Annotated in this window: 14 protein-coding genes; 5 read left to right on the top strand and 9 right to left on the bottom strand. The window is 74.3% G+C overall.

What is annotated here, in order from left to right; all coding sequences use genetic code 11:
• Window positions 1-19 precede the first annotated feature (19 nt).
• On the top strand, window positions 20-556 hold the full coding sequence (locus OG455_RS06795) for a GNAT family N-acetyltransferase (protein WP_266291252.1): 537 nt from the start codon (window positions 20-22) through the stop codon (window positions 554-556).
• A gap of 34 nt (window positions 557-590) precedes the next feature.
• Here OG455_RS06795 and OG455_RS06790 read toward each other — a convergent pair whose 3' ends face one another.
• The 3 genes from OG455_RS06790 to OG455_RS06780 form a co-directional block, all read right to left on the bottom strand.
• Window positions 591-1,634 carry an AEC family transporter gene (locus OG455_RS06790; protein ID WP_266291250.1) on the bottom strand — a complete coding sequence of 348 codons (1,044 nt, stop codon included), beginning with the start codon at window positions 1,632-1,634 and terminating at the stop codon, window positions 591-593.
• Between the two features lie 135 nt (window positions 1,635-1,769).
• Entirely contained in the window at window positions 1,770-2,630 is an 861-nt protein-coding gene (locus tag OG455_RS06785; protein WP_266291248.1) for a hypothetical protein, read from the bottom strand.
• Between the two features lie 53 nt (window positions 2,631-2,683).
• Complete coding sequence (locus tag OG455_RS06780) at window positions 2,684-3,340, bottom strand: NAD(P)-dependent oxidoreductase (protein WP_266291246.1); 657 nt, start codon at window positions 3,338-3,340, stop codon at window positions 2,684-2,686.
• A gap of 223 nt (window positions 3,341-3,563) precedes the next feature.
• Between OG455_RS06780 and OG455_RS06775 the strand changes: the two genes are divergently transcribed.
• Window positions 3,564-5,675 (top strand): hypothetical protein, encoded by a 2,112-nt coding sequence (locus OG455_RS06775; RefSeq protein WP_266291244.1) that lies wholly within the window; start codon window positions 3,564-3,566, stop codon window positions 5,673-5,675.
• Between the two features lie 221 nt (window positions 5,676-5,896).
• Here the strand turns inward: OG455_RS06775 and OG455_RS06770 are convergent, their stop codons facing one another.
• Window positions 5,897-7,285 (bottom strand): S8 family serine peptidase, encoded by a 1,389-nt coding sequence (locus OG455_RS06770; RefSeq protein ID WP_266291242.1) that lies wholly within the window; start codon window positions 7,283-7,285, stop codon window positions 5,897-5,899.
• Between the two features lie 476 nt (window positions 7,286-7,761).
• Here OG455_RS06770 and OG455_RS06765 point away from each other — a divergent pair, with 476 nt between their 5' ends.
• Complete coding sequence (locus OG455_RS06765) at window positions 7,762-9,843, top strand: hypothetical protein (protein WP_266291240.1); 2,082 nt, start codon at window positions 7,762-7,764, stop codon at window positions 9,841-9,843.
• A 370-nt stretch (window positions 9,844-10,213) separates the two neighbouring features.
• On the opposite strand, the gene fabG is transcribed toward OG455_RS06765, so the two are convergent.
• From fabG to OG455_RS06750, 3 genes are all read right to left on the bottom strand, one after another.
• Window positions 10,214-10,972 carry a 3-oxoacyl-ACP reductase FabG gene (gene fabG, locus OG455_RS06760; RefSeq protein ID WP_266291238.1) on the bottom strand — a complete coding sequence of 253 codons (759 nt, stop codon included), beginning with the start codon at window positions 10,970-10,972 and terminating at the stop codon, window positions 10,214-10,216.
• 14 nt (window positions 10,973-10,986) lie between these two features.
• Window positions 10,987-12,174 (bottom strand): acetyl-CoA C-acyltransferase, encoded by a 1,188-nt coding sequence (locus tag OG455_RS06755; RefSeq protein ID WP_266291236.1) that lies wholly within the window; start codon window positions 12,172-12,174, stop codon window positions 10,987-10,989.
• Between the two features lie 191 nt (window positions 12,175-12,365).
• Window positions 12,366-13,541, bottom strand: coding sequence for an acyl-CoA dehydrogenase family protein (locus OG455_RS06750; RefSeq protein ID WP_266291234.1), 1,176 nt, complete (start codon window positions 13,539-13,541; stop codon window positions 12,366-12,368).
• Between the two features lie 185 nt (window positions 13,542-13,726).
• Here OG455_RS06750 and OG455_RS06745 point away from each other — a divergent pair, with 185 nt between their 5' ends.
• On the top strand, window positions 13,727-14,437 hold the full coding sequence (locus tag OG455_RS06745) for a TetR/AcrR family transcriptional regulator (RefSeq protein ID WP_266291232.1): 711 nt from the start codon (window positions 13,727-13,729) through the stop codon (window positions 14,435-14,437).
• Between the two features lie 64 nt (window positions 14,438-14,501).
• Here the strand turns inward: OG455_RS06745 and OG455_RS06740 are convergent, their stop codons facing one another.
• Both OG455_RS06740 and OG455_RS06735 read right to left on the bottom strand, forming a co-directional pair.
• A complete protein-coding gene (locus OG455_RS06740; protein WP_266300675.1) occupies window positions 14,502-15,611 on the bottom strand; it encodes a nitric oxide synthase oxygenase in 1,110 nt (369 codons plus the stop codon).
• Window positions 15,612-15,869: 258 nt separating this feature from the next.
• A complete protein-coding gene (locus OG455_RS06735) occupies window positions 15,870-17,432 on the bottom strand; it encodes an APC family permease (protein WP_266291230.1) in 1,563 nt (520 codons plus the stop codon).
• A gap of 172 nt (window positions 17,433-17,604) precedes the next feature.
• Here OG455_RS06735 and OG455_RS06730 point away from each other — a divergent pair, with 172 nt between their 5' ends.
• Window positions 17,605-18,324: a TetR/AcrR family transcriptional regulator gene (locus OG455_RS06730; RefSeq protein ID WP_266291228.1), complete on the top strand. Its 720-nt coding sequence runs from the start codon at window positions 17,605-17,607 to the stop codon at window positions 18,322-18,324.
• Window positions 18,325-18,333 lie beyond the last annotated feature (9 nt).

Below are 18,333 nucleotides of genomic sequence, written 5' to 3'. Positions count from 1 at the left end.
TGCGGCAGAGGAGTTGAACGTGTGGTTGCGTGATGTCGAACTGGGGGACGTGGACGCCTATGTGAGGATGCGCTGCGATCCGCTGATGATGGCCGAGCTGGGCGGGCCGCTGCCGGTGGCGGGCATGGCGGCGAAGGTCGAGCGCGACGTGGCGGCGGCAGTGACGGATCGTCAGTGGATCAAGATGATCGTGGTGGATGGCGCCGGTGCTCCCGGTGCTCCCGGTGACCCGGGTGCCGCTGCCGCCGCTGCCGCCGGTGTCGCCGGCACCGTGACGCTCTGGGCGCAGGAGGAGGACGGCGCACCGCACGCGGAGATCGGCTGGATGGTGCTGCCGGAGTTCCAGGGGCGGGGGCTCGGCCGGTGGGCGGTCGGCGAGCTGCTCCGGCTGGCCCGGGCGGACGGGCGCTGGGGGCGGGTGAACGCCTACCCGGCCGTCACCAACGGTCCCTCGAACGGGATCTGCCGCTCGCTCGGTTTCACCCTGCGGGGTGAGCGGCGGACCGCGTTCGCCGGGCGCTCCCTGCTGACCAACCACTGGACGGTCGAGACCTGAGCGGCTCGGCGTGGGGACGCACGCCGAGCCGCCGTCAGTGGACAGTGGGCGCCAGGGTCCAGTCGATCGCCGAGAGGGTGACCATCGAGAGCAGCGTCGACCAGAGCACCGAGTCGCGCGGCAGCGCGGTGCTCGCGCCGTACTCGCGGGCGTAGACGAAGACGTTCTGCGCGGTGGGCAGCGCCGAGCAGATGACCACGGCGAGCAGCTGGTGGGCGGTCAGGTGCAGCAGCAGGCTGCCCACCGCGAAGGCGATCAGCGGCTGGAGCAGGTTCTTGGTGAGCACGGTGAGCCCGACCTCGGCACGCAGCGAGCCGCGCTCGGCGGCCGGGCGGGCGTGCAGGGACATGCCGAGGGTGATCAGTGCGGTCGGCACGCCGGCGTTGCCGAGCAGCTGGCAGGACTGGCCGAGTGCGGCCGGCGGGTGCCAGCCGATGGCCGAGCAGAGCGCGCCGAGGGCGGAGGCCAGGATGATCGGGTTGCGCAGCGGCAGCCGCAGCAGCCGCCGGAGTCGGGCGCGCCGCGCGGAGTGGGGGCGGGCGGCCGCACCGGGCGTTCCGCCACCGGCCGTCCCGGCGTCCGCGGTCCCGGCGTCCGCGGTCCCGGCGTCCGCGGTCCCGCCACCGGCTGTCCCGGCGTCGAGCAGGCCGAGGATCACCGGGGTCACCAGCAGGACCTGGAAGAGCAGCACCGGTCCGACGAAGGACGCGTCACCGAGCACCTGGACCGCCACCGGGATGCCCAGGTTGGCCGAGTTGACGTAGCCCGCCGCCATGCCGCTGATCGCCCGGTCGGCGGGCCCGCGCCCGAAGAGCCAGCGCGCGCCGGCCCAGCCGAGCAGGGTGGCCGCCAGGGTGCCGGCGGCGAAGGCGAGCATCGAGGTGTTGGCGAAGGTGGTGAGCGGTGCCTTGGCGAGCATGGTGAAGAGCGCGGCGGGCATCGCGACATGGAAGACGAAGCGGCTGAGCACCAGTTCGGCCTGCTCGCCCAGCAGGCCGGTGCGGCTGACCAGGTAGCCGACGGCGGTCAGGGCCCAGATCGGGACGAAGGCGGCCAGCAGGGGTTGCAGGTCGTGCATGGATCCTCGGAGGGTGCGGCAAGCCCCGGTGCTGCGGGGCCCGGAGGGTGTGGGGGACCGCGCGGAGCCCGCCGCGTGGGCGGGCCCGCCCCAGTCAACCAGGCGAGCGGAAGCGGCCGTTCCGCACCCCCCGGCTCAGCCGCCCCGGTGCCCGGGAGCGAGCAGCCGGGCGACGGTGGTCGTGCCCGCCTCCGCCACCGCTACCTCCGCCTCCGCTACCTCCGCCTCCGCCGCCGCGAGTGCCTCGGCGGCCCGCGCGATGCTGAGCTCCAGCTCCGCGTGGTAGTCCGCCGCCCCGCACTCGCAGGCGAAGACCGCGACGGCGTCCAGGGGATCGCCCAGCGCCCACGGGCGGGCGAAGTAGCCGAGGTACTGGTCCAGCACCGAGCGGTTGCCCGCCCGCAGCAGTGCCCGCCGCTCCTGGCGGCCCCGGGCGGCGGGCGCGGTGGCGAGTTCGGGGCCGAACGCCACCTCGACCAGCGCGAGGGTCGCGTCGATGTCCCGCTCGCCGTCCACCACCAGAACGCGTGCCCCGGCGGCCGCCACCTCGGCGGCGATCTCCTCGGTGAGCGCGGTGTAGAGGCGGCGCGCCCCGGGGGAGAGGCCCCGGGCGGCCAGCCTGGCCTGCTGCACCCCGGGCGCGGGCAGCAGCCAGAGCGAGCGGGCCGCCGGGGCGACGGAGGGGGTGATCGGCGTGCCCTCGGCGACGGTCGACCCGGTGGCCGGCAGCGCGCGCAGGTCGGCCGCGATCATCGGCCCGCGCTCGCGGTGCAGCGACATCGCCAGCAACTCGGGTGTCGGCGCGGTCCACCGGGCGGCGGGGGAGAGCGCCTCCCAGCGGATCGCGGCCTGGTGCCCGGCGGCGATCGCCCGGTCGCGGTGCGCCCAGGTGCGGGTGTCCGCGCCGTACCAGCCGAAGCCGTAGCGGCGGGCGAGCAGCCGGGCGACGGTGGTCTTGCCCGCCCCCGGCGCGCCGCCGATCCACCAGACCGTCATCTGCCGATCCCCCTGTCCTGTCCTGGTCTGTCCTGTCCTGTGGTGAGCCCGCCTCAGGCGGGTCCGACCGCGACCAGCGCGCGGTGGTGGGCCGGGGCCTCGACCTCGTCGACCAGCGCGACCGCCAGGTCGGCGTACGCGAACAGCGGCGCGTCGGCCGAGGCCGGCAGCACGCTGGAGCCACCTGTACGGTACCGCCCGGTGCCCGCGCCCTCGGCGTCCAGGTAGGCCGGCGGCGGGGCCAGCACCACCCAGTCCAGCTCGGGCCCGGCCGCGCCCAGCAGCGCCAGTTCGGCGGCGTGCCCCAGCGAGAACTCCCTGGCCTCGGCCGGGAAACCAGGCGTGTCGTGCACCGGGACACCGGGCTCCGCCTCCAGCACGGTGCCCACCCCGACGGCCACCAGGCGCGGCACCCCGGCCCGCGCCAGCCCGGCCAGCAGCGCCCGGGCGGCGGCCGGGAAGAACTCGACCGACGGCACGTCGGCCCGGTACGCCGCGCTGATCGCGGCGTCCGCTCCAGCGCTGACGGCCGCGACGCTCGCCGGGTCCGTGACGTCGCCCGCCACCACCGACACGCCGGGGCCGGTCAGTTCGGGATACTCGGCCGGGACCCGGACCACCGCGGTGACCTGGTGCCCGCGCGCCACGGCCCGCGCCACCGCGCGCCGCCCCGCGTTCCCGCCCGCCCCGAAGACCACGATCCGGCTCATCGCTCACTCCCTCGTTCATGCCCCGGACCCCGTGATCCGGTCGGCGCCTCGAACGGTAGAGCGGCACCCCCTGGTTACTTCAACGATACCGGCGGGGCCGGAGCCCCGGCCTGGAACGGGAGGTCGAAGACCCCGTAAGGTGGCGCGCAAGGGGGAACGGTGCGGTCTACCGCGACCCGCGAACCGAGAACGCCCAGGGTGGCGGGCGGGGTGGTGACCGGCGTTGGCGGACAGTGCATCGATCTCCGGGTCTGCGGTGCCGCCGCCGACCGCGCCCGACCAGCAGCAACCGTACGACGTGGAGCGGACCGCGCCGATGCCGCTGCCGCCGCCCGCGATCGAGGACGCGATCCCGGCGGCCTACCGCGCGGAGCATGGCGCGGCGGCCGCCCCGGCCACGCGTCAGGCGTCCGAGGGCGTGCCGCCCGAGGTGAGCGAGACCCGGGTGCTGCCGGTGATCGAGGACGCGATCCCGGCGGCCTACCGAAGAGGCGGCGGCGACGGGACGGCGCTGCTGCGCGCGGTGCCGCAGAGCGCGGCGACGGCCGTGCTGCGCGCGATCCCGGAACCCGCGGTCGCGGCCACCACCGCGCCCGCTGCCACCACCGCACCCACGACGCCCTCGCCCACGACGCCCGCGCCCACCCCCGTGCCCGGGCCGCCGCCGGCCGAGGCCCCGCCCGCCGACCCGCCCCCCGCCGACGCGCCGGCCGCCTCGACCGGATGGACCGTCACCGTCCCGCTGCCGCACCCGGCCGCCACGCTGCCGCTCCCGGACCCGGCCGAACTCGCGGCCTCGACCGGCACCTTCACGCCCACCGGTACCGCCACCGGCACGGTCGGGGGCGGCCTGCGCGGCCGGATCCTCGCAGTCGAGGGCGGCTACGGCAGCGGCGGCCGCCGCCCCTGGGGCCGCGGCGGCGCCGGGCAGCCGCAGGTGCTGTCCGCGATGCTCGCGGCGGTCTCCCCGCAGACCCTGCTGGCCGCCGAGGCCGTGGACGCCGTCCACCTGCCGACGGCCAGTGACCCGCAGACCGTCGTCGCGCACCTGCGGGCCGCCGCCCGGCACCCAGGTCCGCTGCTGGTCCACCTCGGTGGTCAGCTGGTCGCCGACAAGCGCGGCGGTGGGCTGCACCTGACGCTGCGTGACTCCAAGGCCGGCACGATCCGCCAGGACGGCGTGGCCTGGGCGGCGATCGTGGCCGAGCTGCGCAGTCGGCCCGCGGACTGGGACACCCTGGTGATCGCCGACCTCAGCGCGGACCAGGGCGCCTGGCCGCTGTTGCAGGGCGGCGGCGGTCCGGCGCTGCTCACCGACGAGATCCCGCTCTGGGCGGTGATCGGACCGGACGCGGAGCAGATCGGCACCTTCACCCGGGCGCTGATCGAGGCGCTGCACGGCGGCCGGCCCGGGGCCGGGCCGCTGCTGACGCCGGAGCAACTGCGCGGGCAGGTGCACTCGGTGCTCCGCCCCAACGCGCTGATCTTCGGTTCCTACGGTCCGGACCGCCCGGTGTTCCGCAACACCTCGCGTCAGCGGACCGCCGCCGGGGTCCGGGCGCCGGAGCCGGCGGTCGCGGTCGGCACGGCCGCGACGGTCCCGCTGCCGCGACCGTCCGCCGCGCGCGGCCCGGTCTCGCTGCTGAAGCCAGGGGTGCTGCCGACCGTCCGCCCGATCCGCCCGGTCACGCTGCTCAAGGCGGCGGCGCCGGGTGCGGCAGCCGTCACCGACGCGCCGCCGCCGGTCGAGGATCCGCGGCCCGACACGCCGTGGGACGCGCCCGCCCCTGGCACCGCCGCCCCTGACGCGCCCGCCGCCGAGGCCCCTGCGCCCGCCGAGGCTCCCGCGCCCGCCGCCGGAGCCCCCGCCGCCGACCCCGCCCTGCCGCCCCCGGACGACTACCGCGAGGCACTCGGCAGAATCGTCCGCACCGCCGACGCCGGCGAGCACGACTCCGCCGCCGAGCTCGCCCTGGTGCTGGAGGAGCAGGTGGTCTCGGCCCACGGCGCCATCGCACCAGCGGTTCTGATGGTTCGTCAGGTCCGGGCTCATGTGGCCAGGTTGGCGGGCGACCCGGTGCTGGCGGCCGAGCTCTACCGTCAGGTGGCGCTGGTGCTGCTCGCCGTCGAGGGCCCGGACGACCCGGAGGTGCAGCGGGTGGCGACCAACGCGGAGGCCTGCTGGCGGGCTATCGCGGATCCCCGCCGCGCCCTGCGACTCGGCCCGCCGATCCTGGAGCTGCGCGCCCAACTGCCCGGCGAGGGAAGCCGCAAGCTCCGCTCCGCCGAACGCTACCTGGCCAAGCTCACCGCCGCGGTCGGGTCGCCCGGCTGAGCGCCGCCGGCCCCGCGGTGGTGGCGCCGGCCCGCCCGCGCCCACGCGAACGGCCCGCCCGCGCCCACGCGAACGGCCCGCCCGCGCCCACGCGAACGGCCCGCCCGCGCCCACGCGAACGGCCCGCCCGCGCCCACGCGAACGGCCCGCCCGCGCCCACGCGAACGGGGCACCCGCCGACGAGCGGCGAGTGCCCCGGACGAGCAGGCGAGCAGGCGGGGTCAGCGACCCGCGAGCGCGTGCACGAAGGTGTAGCCGTTGATCGTCCCGAGGCCCGAGGCGAGGTCGTAGCCCTTCGCCGCCGAGTAGCCCGTGACGCCGTTCCAGCCGTTGTCGCCGGTGGTCACGTCGGTGATGCCGCTCCACTGCGAGGGCAGCAGCGACAGACCGTAGAGGCGCCAGTTGATCTGGCCCAGGCGGTGGCCCGCGGCCTGGTCGGCCAGCGCGACGACGCCGGAGAAGATCGGCGAGGCCTCGCTGGTGCCACCGGTGAGGTGCCAGCCGACGGCGGTCGGGTCGTACGAGTCGTACGTCCAGGCCGCGCCGTCCACCGCCGCGCTCATGCTGATGTCGGGCGTGCCGCGGTGGTTGCCCACCACGTTCGCCACGCCGGTCTGGTACCACGGGCGGTCGAAGATGGCCGAGGTGCCACCGCCGCCGGCGCCGTACGCGTCGTGCCAGACCTGGTCGGGCGCGGTGCGGTTGCCGTTGTTGTCCAGGGTCAGCTGGGTGCCGCCGACCGAGGTGACCAGCGGGTCCGAGGACGGCCAGGAGTTGACCTTGTACGGGTACAGGTTGTTGTTGTTGTCCGAGTCGACCGCGCCGTTGTCGCCGGAGGAGGCGAGCACGGTGACGTCGTGGTCGGCCGCGGACTTGAAGGCGTAGCGCAGGTCGGTGAGCGACTTGTAGTCGCCCTTGTCGAAGCCCGGGAAGGTGTTCTCGGTGGCCCCGAAGCTCTGCGTGATGACGTCGCCCTTGCCCTGCTTGATCAGGGACTGCTCGGCGGCCATCATCTCGGGCAGACCGGTGACGCCCTCGGTCTCGGCGACGGCGGTCTCGACCAGCACGATGTGCGCGTCGGGTGCGATCGAGTGGGCGTACTCGACGTCCAGCGTGGTCTCACCGGCCCAGCCGGTCATGTCCGAGTTGGTCGGGTCGAAGGTGGGGACGTTGCCCCACTTGACCACCTCGACGTTGGTGTCGGGGATGCCCCACTGCTTGTCGAAGGTCTCCAGGTCGTGCTGGATCGTCGGCGAGCCGTAGGAGTCCACGATGACGATCGTCCGGCCCTTGCCGGTGATGCCCTGCTTGTACAGCGGGTTCAGGTTGTACGCGTCGCGGTACTGCAGCGGGGAGTAGCAGTGGATGCCGATCTGCGACACGCAGTCGCTGGTGCTGATCGGTGCCGTCCGCCCGGTCGCGTCGATGTGGCCCTGGGAGGCCGGGTGGAGCTTGAACGCGGCCTGGGAGGGCGCCCCGGCGGCGAAGGCCGCGGTGCTCTGGGCGGTGACCGTGCCGGCCGTCAGGGCGGTGGCCCCGACGGCGAGGAAGGCCAGCGCACGGGCGGTCGCGGAGCGTCGGGGGCCCGCGGTGGCGGGGGAGGTTCCCATGGAACTCCTTCGAAGGGGGGGAGGGTCGTGCCGAATAGGGAAGTCGGCCCGGGTTATCCCATCGTGTGGAGAGCCGATGAATCTATAGTCATTTCGGACTCTTGACATGCTTGGTGAACATGCCGAAAAAATCTGCCGAAGTCGCGCTGATGGCTCGAACAGCCCAGGCCAGCGGGGGTGCCGAGGTCCCGGCGAGCCGTCCGACGAACCGTCAAGTGCTGGTCAAGAGTAGCCCAGTTGGCGCAATTGGCGACCGCTGAGCGGACGTCGTGAACCCCTGGCCGGTGCAGGGCGGCGCCGCGTTCCGGGTCGGCCCGGCGGACCGGCGGGGAACGGTAGGTGAACTCTCCCGCGACCCCCTCCCGCTCGGCCCGGTCCGCGTGCAGGATCTCGGCTGACGCTTGCGGCTCCACGCAACGGACGCACCGGCCCGTGCCGTCTTCCACCGGCCCGGGCGCTACCAGGAGGAACAGCCCATGCCACGTCGCCGTACAGCGACCAGCGCCGCCATCGCGGTCACCACGATCGCCGCCCTCACCGCCACCGCCGGCCCCGCACTGGCCGACGCCAACGGCAGCGCCATCGACGGCTTCGGCGCCCGGGGCCACCACCACGGTTCGTTCTCCTACGGCGTCGGTACCCCGGTGGTCGACAAGGTCAAGGGCGGCCCGTGGACCCTGGGCCAGGGCGACCTGACCCTCGGCGCCTCCTACGGCAACAGCCTGCCGGTCTACGCCGGCGGCGGCACCGGCACGGTCACCGTGGGTGGGGTGACCTACCCGAACCTGGCCGTCGACCCGGCCGGCACCGGCAGCGTCCCGGCGGCCAGCGGTGTCACCGGTACCCCCGGCCCGCTGGACGGCTACTGCTCCAGCGGTGGTGCCACGCCCGAGACCGGCACCGTGGTGCGCCAGCCCAAGGGCAGCGTGCTGCCGATGCAGCCGTACTACTTCCCCTTCGTCACCAGCCAGGACGGCGGCGAGACGCTCTCCGGCCTCTTCGACTACCGCCCCAAGGACGGTGACGAGGCGGTGGTCGCCGCCACCTCCACCGACCACGGCAAGACCTGGAAGTACGCGGGCGAGGCGCTGGAGCAGAACGCGGGCCTGTGCCCGGACGGCAACACCAACGACGACGGCCAGGGTCACGCCTTCGTGCTGAACGTGCCCGACTACGCCGGCACCGGCCACCACGGCCAGGTGTTGTACACCCTCTCCCGCCCCTCGGGTGACACGCTGGGCACCAACCTGATCGTCCACCACCTCACGCCGAAGGACGGCGACCCGCTGGCCGGCCTGCCGGCCGCCGAGCCGGTCGGCATGGGCGGCGGCACCGCGGCGACCGGCGCGGTCGGCGTGCCGGCCGGCCCTGGGGGCGCGGGCGTGACCATCAACGTCGGCAGCACCGCGAACTTCGAGCAGCCCGGCCACTTCTCGGTGGACGGCGTCACGGTGGACTGCAACGACGCCGCGGCCACGGCGACGGCCTTCACCGGCTGCACCACCCGCACCGCGGGCGGCGTGAGCGTCAAGGCGGGCGACGCGATCACCGCCGACAGCGTGATCCCGGCCACCGCGCAGCAGACCAGCGGTCTGATCGCGCCCGACGGCATCATCAGCACGCTGCCGCACTACCCGGGCGCGCCCAAGGGCAGTGTCGCGGTGCTCTACACCGAGAAGATCGTCAACTACTTCACCCCGACCACCACCACGGCCGCCGTCACGCTGCCCGCCGCCACCATCCCGGTGGCCGACAGCTCGGCGCTGAAGCCGGCGGCCGGCGGTGCGGTCACCGTGAGCCTGGGCACCGCGGCCGGGATCGTCCAGGCCACCTGCACCGGCGCCGACGCCACCGACCTGACCGGTTGCACCGGCGGCACCGGCGCGGTCGCCAAGGGCAGCAGCGTGGGCGCGCCCGGCGCGGCCACCGTCCCCTACGCGCGGCTGGCGCAGATCGGCGAGGGCAAGAACAAGCCCAAGTCGCTCTACGGCAACAACGAGGACTACACCGTGGTCCGCGCCGCCTACACCACCGACGGCCTGCACTTCACCGACCTGGGCCAGGTGAACGGCCTGGCCGACCCGACCAGCACCAGCGACTCGGTGCTGCGCTGGACCGGCTCGCGCGGCACCGTGATCACCAACCCGGACGGCAGCCTCGGCCTCTTCCTCTCCGGCGCCTACGCCTCGGACGGCGACAGCGACGCCTTCAACCAGATCTTCTACTCCTCCTCCAAGGACGGGAAGACCTGGTCGGCCCCGCAGAAGCTGCTCTCCACCGACTACGGCTTCTCGGCGCTGGCCGAGCAGGCGGCCACCGGTGGCGCCCTCGGCGTCTCGGGCTACTACAGCGGCCGGGTCTACGACCCGACCGTGGTCCGCAACGACAACGGCACGCTCACCATGGTCTTCGCCGGCTACGCCACGCCCAAGCCGCTGCCCGGCACCGGGAGCGTCTACGGCACCGACCCGGCCGCGCCGTTCACCGTCCCGGCGGTCGAGCCGGCCGAGTACCGCACCATCCTGAGCGTCACCCTGAAGCCGCACTGGACCAACTGACGGTCCGTAAGCCAGAATGAACGCATCGGGTCATCGTTCAACAGGTGTGAATTCCGGGGAGGTTCGCGTGACGGAACCGTCAATTCGTGACGCCGCCACCGTGCTGCTGGGCGCGGTTGTGTCGGCCACCCCGGGATCTGTGGCTCACCTGGTGGACGCCGCGCCCGAGGAGTAGGCGCGCGGCGCCGCGGCGCTCACCGCCGCGGCCGCCGACGTGCCGAGCGCGGTGACCCAGGGCCCGAGGGGCCGACCAGGCCCCGAGCCTTCCCATGAACTGATCCGCCCTGTCCGGCGCCCAGATACCGGACAGGGCGGATCGATCCATGCTGTCAGCTGTCAGCTGTCGGCCGTCAGCCGGTCGGCAACCGCCTCAGCGCGCGCCGCCGTTGACGTACAGGGTCTGCCCGCTGACGTAGGAGGCCTCCTCGCTGACCAGGAACGCCACCACCGAGGCGACCTCCTCGGGCTTGCCCGGGCGGCGCAGCGGGGTGCGGGCGGCGACCTCGCTCTGGTGGTCCTCGGGGGTGGCGCCGACGCGCTCGGCGGTGGCCTCGGTCATGGCGGTGACGATGTAGCCGGGGGCCACCGCGTTGACATTGATGTTGAACGGGCCCAGCTCGATCGCCAGGGTGGCGGTCAGGCCCTGGATGCCGGCCTTGGCGGCGGCGTAGTTGGCCTGGCCGCGGTTGCCCAGGGCGGAGCGCGAGCTGAGCGAGACGATCTTGCCGTACTTCTGGGCCACCAGGTACTTCTGCGCCACGTGGCTGCAGTTGTACGCGCTGGTCAGATTGACCGTCAGGACGGCGTCCCAGTCGGCCTTGGGCATCTTGAAGAAGAGGTTGTCCCGGGTGATCCCGGCGTTGTTGACCAGGATGTGCAGGCCGCCCAGCTCCTCGACGACCTGCGCGAAGGTGCGCTCCACGGCGTCGTAGTCGCTGACGTCGCAGCCGTAGGCACGCGCGGTGCCGCCCTTGGCGGTGATCTCGTCGGCGGTCTGCCGGGCCCGCTCGGCGCTCAGGTCGACGACGGCGACGGTGGCGCCCCCCTCGGCCAGCAGGCGGGCGGTGGCCGCGCCGATGCCCTGGGCGGCGCCGGTGACAACGGCGACCTTGCCGGTGAATCGTGACATCTCGTGACGCTCCTTCAGCTGTTCTCGATCAGGACGGCGGTGCCCTGGCCCACGCCGACGCACATGGTGGCCAGCCCGCGCCGGGCGCCGGTGCGGCGCATCCGGTGCAGCAGGGTGGTGAGGATCCGGGCGCCCGAGCCGCCCAGCGGGTGGCCCAGCGCGATCGCGCCACCGGAGGGGTTGACCAGCTCCGGGTCGATGCCCAACTGGTCGGTGCTGGCCAGCGCCTGGGCGGCGAACGCCTCGTTCAGCTCGGCCTCCTCCAGGTCGCCGATCGTCCAGCCCAGCCGGGCCAGCGCCTTTCGGGTGGCCGGCACCGGGCCGATGCCCATCACGTCCGGGTGCACGCCGGCCGAGGCGCCGGCGGCGTAGCGGCCCAGCGGTTCGAGGCCGAGCTCGCCCAGCGCCCGCTCGCTGACCAGCAGCAGGCCGGCCGCGCCGTCGTTCATCGGGGAGGCGTTGCCGGCGGTGACCGTGCCGCCGGCGCGGAAGGCGGGCTTGAGCTGGGCGAGGCGCGCCAGGCTGGTGTCCTCGCGGATGCCCTCGTCCTGGCTGACCGTCACCCCGTCGGGGCGGGTGACCGGCAGCAGCTCGGCGTCGAAGTGGCCGTCCTTGCGGGCGGCGGCCGCCCGCTGGTGGCTGCGCAGCGCGAAGGCGTCCTGCCGCTCGCGGGTGATGCCGAACCGCTCGGCCACCTCCTCCGCGGTCTCGCCCATGGCGAGCACCCCGTGCAGGTCCTTCATCAGCGGGTTGGTCAGCCGCCAGCCGAGCCGGGTGTCGTAGGTCTGCATGGCGTGCGGCAGCGCCTCGTCGGGGCGGGGCAGCACGAAGGGCGCGCGGCTCATCGACTCGCAGCCGCCGGCCAACACGATCTCGGCCTCGCCGGCCGCGATGGTCCGCGCCGCCATGGTGACGGCCTCCAGGCCCGAGGCGCAGAGCCGGTTGACGGTGGCGCCGGGCACGCTGTCCGGCAGGCCGGCCAGCAGCACGGCCATCCGGGCCGCGTTGCGGTTGTCCTCGCCGGCCTGGTTGGCGGCGCCCCAGTAGACGTCGTCGATCCTGGCGGGGTCGAGGTTCGGCACCTCGGCGAGCAGGCCGCGCAGCACGGCGGCGGACAGGTCGTCGGGCCGCACGGTGGAGAGCGCGCCGCGCAGCCGCCCGATCGGGGTGCGGCGGGCGGCGGCGAAGTAGACGGGACGCACTTCGTTGGGCTCCTCTACTGGTTACTGCTCTGCTGGTTGCCGCCCTGCCGGGTTTTGCCCTGCTGGGCGTTGCTCTGCTGGTCGCGGCTCTGTTGGTCGCGGCTCTGTTGGTCGTGGATTTGCCGCTCCGTTGGTCGCTGCTCTGCTGGTCGCGGCCGAGGCGCACCGGGGTCTCCGGCGGGCCCCGGCGGTCAGAACGCGTTCACGCCGGTCAGCGACCGGCCGATCAGCAGCTTCTGGATCTGGCTGGTGCCCTCGTACAGGGTCATCACGCGGGCGTCGCGCAGCAGTTTGCCCACCGGGTACTCGTCGATGAAGCCGTAGCCGCCGAAGACCTGCAGCGCGTTGTTGGCGGCCCGCACGGCGGCCTCGCTCGCGAAGAGCTTGGCCACCGAGGACTCGGTGCCGAACGGCAGTCCGCGGTCGATGTGGTCGGCCACCCGCCAGGTGAGCAGCCGCGCGGCGTCCAGGTCCACCGAGATGTCCGAGATCAGCTCCTGCACCAGCTGGTAGGAGGCGATCGGCTTGCCGAACTGCTCGCGCTCCCCGGCGTACCGGACGGCGGCGTTCAGCGCGGCCTGGATGATCCCCACGCAGCCGGCCGCCACCGACATCCGTCCCTTGGCCAGCGCGGCCATCGCGACGCCGAAGCCCTTGCCCTCGGCGCCGAGCCGGGCGCTGTCCGGCACCCGCACCTGGTCGAGGACCAGTTCGGCGGTGGCCTGGCCGCGCAGGCCGAGCTTGCCGTGGATCTCCCGGCGGGTCAGCCCAGGGGTGTCGGTGGGGACCAGGAAGGCGGTCACCCCGCGGTGGCCGGGCTCGCCGGTGCGGGCGAAGACCAGGGCGAGGTCGGCCCAGGTCCCGTTGGTGATGAACATCTTGGTGCCGCTGATCAGCCAGTGCCCACCGCTCTTCGAGCGGGTGGTGCCCTCGTCCTCGCGCACCGCGCGGGTGGTCAGGTTGGCGGCGTCCGAGCCGGTGCCGGGCTCGGTCAGCGCGAAGCAGGCCAGTGCCTCGCCCGCGCAGAGCCGGGGCAGCCAGTGCCGTTTCTGCTCCTCGGTGCCGTAGCCGCTGATCGACTTGCCGACCAGCCCGAGCGAGACCGAGACGATCCCGCGCACCGCCGAGTCGCCGCGCCCCAGCTCCTCCAGCACCAGGCAGTACGCCAGGTGGTCGCCGCCGCTGCCGCCGTACTGCTCGGGGATGGTCAGGCCGAGGAAGCCGAGCTTTCCCAACTTGCTGATGACCGACCGGTCGACCGACTCGGCGCGGTCCCAGGCGGCGGCGTGCGGGGCGATCTCGCGATCGGTGAAGTCGGCGGCGAGCGCGCGGACCGCGGCCTGTTCCTCGGAGAGCTGCAGGTCCATCCCCGGGTCCCTTCCTCGGGTCCAGGTCCCGTCCCCGGGGCCCTGAGACCGACCGGCGCGTGGCGGCGGAGGGCGGTCTTAAACTAGCGGTGCAAGTTTTTCGGACTCTAGCCCGCCCGGGCCCGCTCTGGGAAGGGCCCCCTGCAAGAATGGCCGCCCCACCACCCGACCGGAGGAGCCCGCTGATGGCCCGGCCCCGCACCCCGCTGCTCAGCCGCGAGCGGATCGTCGGCGCCGCGCTGGCCCTGGTGGACGCGGAGGGGCTGGAGGCGCTCTCCACCCGCAGGCTGGCCACCGAACTCTCGGTCAGCGGCCCCTCGCTCTACAACCACTTCGCGACCAAGGACGAACTGCTCGACGCGGTGGTGGACAGCGTGATGGGCGAGGTCGACCTCGCGATGTTCGCCCCCGGGTCCGTGCCGGGGGCTGCCCCGGGGTCCGCGCCGGGCGCAGCCGACTGGCGCACCGCGCTGCGCGACTGGGCCCGCTCCTACCGCGCCGCGCTGGCCGCCCACCCGCACATCGTCCCGGTCCTCGCCCAGGGCCCAGGGCGCCGCCCCAACGCGCTGCGGCTGGCCGACGCCGTCTACGGCTGCCTGGTCGAGGCGGGCTGGCCGCGCGGCCAGGCCACCCGGATCGGCGCCTTGATGCGGTACTTCATCACCGGCTCGGCGCTCGGCTCCTTCGCCGCCGGATTCCCCGAGGACGCCCAGCTCTACGCCGCCGGCTACCCCCACCTCGGCGAGGCCCACCGCCTGGCGGAGCACCGGCGCACCGTGGACGAGGGCGCGTTCGAGACCGGCCTCGAAGCCCTGCTGGACGGGCTGGCGCTGCGGTTCGAGCGGACCGAGCGGACTGAGCGGACCGAGCGGACTGAGCGGACCGAGCAGGCCTAGCGGACCGAGCAGGCCTAGCGGACCGAACGGGCCGAGCAGGCCTGGCCGACCGCCGCGGCTCCCGTCACCACGGCTCGCGGGCCAGGAAGGCCGGGCGCAGCTCAGGGTCCACCGGGTCGTAGTAGCGGTGGAACACGGGGGTCACCCCGCCGGAGACCGGTGGCACGATCCAGCTCCAGTCGGCGGGCGTCTGCCGCCCCAGCCGCCGCTCCTGGGCCACGTGCTTCAGGAAGCGCTCCGACTCGGTGTGGTGGTCGGACATGGTCACCCCGGCTTCCTGGTAGGAGTGCAGCACCGCGCGGTTGAGCTCGACCAGCGCGCGGTCCTTCCACAGGGTGCGGTCGTGCGAGGTGTCCAGCCGCAGCCGGCCGGCGACCTCGGCCAGCAGGTCGTAGCGGTCGGCGTCGGCCAGGTTGCGGGCGCCGATCTCGGTGCCCATGTACCAGCCGTTGAAGGGGGCGGCCGGGTAGCGGATGCCACCGATCTCCAGCGTCTGGTCGCTGATCGCGGGAACGGCGTACCAGCGCAGGCCCAGCTCGGCGAACCAGGCGTGATCGGGGTGGCTCAGCGGCACCTCCAGCGTGGTGTCGTCCGGCAGTTCGAACCACTGCGGGCGCTCGCCCGGCCGCTCCTGGACCAGCAGCGGCAGCACGTCGAACCGGCCCTCGCCCGGCTTCCAGCCCAGATCGGCGGCGCGGGCGGCGAGTTGGCCGCCCGCCGGGTCGCCGGTCCAGCCCCCGGAGCCGTCCGGGTAGCCGGCGTAGCGGACCAGTTGGGAGTTGAGGATCCGCGGGGCCGGGCGGCCGGGGCGGTCCGGCGCGAAGACGCTGATCACCGGCCGGATCCGGCCGCCGTTGGTGGCCGTGCGCAGGTGCTCGAAGCACTCCTCGGCCAGCTCGTCGGCCGAGGAGACCTCGCGCAGGTCGCGCACCACCAGGCTGCGCCAGTAGAGGCGGCCGATGCAGCGGGCGGAGTTGCGCCAGGCGACCCGGGCGCCGAAGGCCAGCTCCTCGGGGGTGTGGCGGTAGCTGCCGGTCCGCTCGATCTCGTCCAGCACCTCGTGCACCCGGGCCGCCGGATCGCCGGTGCCCGGCAGTTCGGCGTGGAACTGCTCGATGAACGCGCGCGCCTGGGCCGGATCGGTGAAGGCGGGGGTGAAGAGGCTGGTCGGCATCCGGCGGGCCTGCTCGGGCACCGCCTGCTCGGCCGCGCCCGCCCGCCCGTGGCCCATCGGGCACCCGGGCGCGGCCGAGGGAGCGGCGGGGGCGGTGACGGGCATGCGGGCGCGTATCCGGCTGAAGATCACAGAGACGTCCTTTCCGCCCTCAGGGATACCGGAAGCAGCGGCCCGGCGGCACAGAGTGACCAAAGCCCCCACAGATTCCCCCCGCGACACGCTAGGGTGGGCCGCGCCGGGTGGATCTTGTGATGGTCAGGCCAATTCGTGTACCGGCCCGCCCTCCGCCGCCGCCGCCATCCGGTCCTGCGGGCGCTTCACCAGCAGGTAGCCGACCCCGATCAGGGTCACCGTCCCCACCCCGAGCAGTGCGGCCCAGATCTGGTACCACGGGGCCCCGGGGGGTGCCAGGATGGTGCGCGGCCAGCAGATGTTCAGCACTTCGCCGCCGGTCCAGAGCACCGCCAGCGCGTTGAGCGCCGTGCCGAAGCGCCCGTAGCCGACCTGCCCGGCCGGGCGCCAGGTGCCCCGCACCCGGGCGAGCAGCGCCGCGAGGGTGAGCAGGAAGAACGGCAGGAAGGTCGCCGCGCTGCCGAAGGTGATCAGGCTGCCCATCGCCGCGCTCTTCAGGCCCAGCGGCAGCGCCGCGCAGCTGATCACGGTGGCCGCGACCAGCCCGCCGATCGGCGCCTGGTGGCGGTTCACCCGGCGCACCTGGGCGGAGAACGGGAACACGCCGTCCCTGGCCAGCGAGTACAGACCGCGCGCCGCGCCGCCCTGCGAGGCCATCAGGCAGGCCGTGAAGCTGATCAGTACCACCACCACGAACGGCTTGGCCGACCAGTCGCCGAACGAGCTGGTCACCGCGGTGGTGACCGGGTCGAGGTCCCGGCCCGCGACCACGGCGGCCGGATCCGGGTGGGCCAGCGCCACGCCCACCGCGTTCAGCATCACCGCCGCGCCGACGCTGAGCAGCGCGTACCACATGGCGCGCGGCACCTGGCGGCCCGCGTCCTTGGTCTCCTCGGCGGTCGAGACGCAGGCGTCGAACCCGATGAACGCCCAGCCGCCCACCGCGACCACCGCCAGGAAGGCGAGCACGCCACCGGTGCCGGTCACCGAGGAGGCGCCGAGCGTGTCGGTGAGCAGTGAGAAGCCGTGCTTGCGGCAGAAGAGCAGCAGCGAGACGCCGACCAGCACCGAGGCGATCGCCTCGGCGCCGATGCCGAGCGAGACGAACCGGCGCAGGATGTTGATGCCGTAGGCGTTCACCAGGGCGCAGGCCATGGTGAACGCGGCGGAGACCAGCACCAGTTGGGCGGGGCTGGGCGTGCTGTCGAAGAGCGCGAAGACCCAGGGGGAGGCCAGGTAGGCGACCGTGGTGTTGGCGAACATCACGGCGAACTGCCAGAGCCAGCCGCTCAGCCAGGCGAAGGACGGGTTGGCCAGCCGCCTGGTCCACTGGTAGGCGCCGCCCGCCAGCGGCCACTGGCTGGCCAACTCGGCGTAGACGCAGACCACCAGGGCCTGGCCGAGCAGGCAGATCGGCAGCGCCCAGACCCAGGCGCCGCCGTCGATGCTCATGCCGACCTGGGCGACCGCGTAGAGGCCGACCACGGGGGAGACCACCGCGAAGCCCATCGCGATGTTGCCGAGGACGCCCAGGCTGCGGCGCAGCTCCTGCTGGTAGCCGAGGGCCGCCAGGCGCTCGCTGTCGTCGGGTGCGGCGGTGGGGGTGGCGGTGGGCTCGGCGGTGGGGGTGGCGGTCGGCGCGGGTGTGGTCGGGGGTGCGGTCGGGGGCGTCGGGTGTGCTGTCATGCGGTCCGCCTGAGGGTCGCGGGGAAAAACTAACTTAGTTAGTCCGGGACGGTAGACCACCGACCCCGGCCGGCGGAAGCCCCCGACACCGGGCTGTAACCTGACGGCGGCCGCACCGAGGACCGGGCGGCGACCAGGGCGGCAGGGCGCCGCGGCGACGATGGGGTGGGGCGTGGGACGACCGGGCAAGGCGCTGCTCAGCAGGGAGATCATCGCCCGGGCCGCGCTGCGGGTGGTCGACGAGCACGGGCCGGACGGCCTCACCATGCGGGCGCTGGCCGAGCGGCTCGGGGTCAAGGCCGCCTCGCTCTACAACCACGTGGCCGGCAAGGACGAACTGCTGGACGCGCTGGCCGAACTGGTCAACGCCGAGATCGACCACGCCCCGCTGCGGCCGGCCGGCACCGGCGCCGCCCCCGGCGGGGGGTCGGGGGCGCCTTCAGCCGCGGTCCCGGGCGCGTCCCCGGCCGGCGACTGGCGCACGGCGGTGGCGGAGTACGCCCGCGGCTACCGCCGGGTCTTCCTGCGCCACCCCAACACGATCGCGCTCTTCGCCCGCCGCCGGGTCGAGGCCGATCGCCAGCTCCTGGGCTACGACGCGCTGCTCGCCGCGCTGCGCCGGGCCGGGTTCCAGCCGGCGGACGCGGCCGAGGCCGCCGCCGCCCTCGACTACCTGGTGCTGGGCTCGGCCCTGGAGACCTTCACCGAGGGCTTCGCCCGCCCGGCCGAGGAGTACCGCCCGCGCTACCCCGACCTGGCCGAGGCGCTCTCGGCCTCGGCCGCCCGGGGTGGCGGCCCGGGCGGCCTGGACGATCGCGGGTTCGAACTGGCGCTCCGGCTGCTGCTGGGCGGCCTGTCACCGGGGCCGGCCGAGCCGCACCCTCCCGCGTAGCGGCGGGCC

This window comes from Kitasatospora sp. NBC_01287, from assembly GCF_026340565.1.
Taxonomy (GTDB): Bacteria; Actinomycetota; Actinomycetes; order Streptomycetales; family Streptomycetaceae; genus Kitasatospora.
This window is presented reverse-complemented; position numbering and strand designations above follow the sequence as displayed.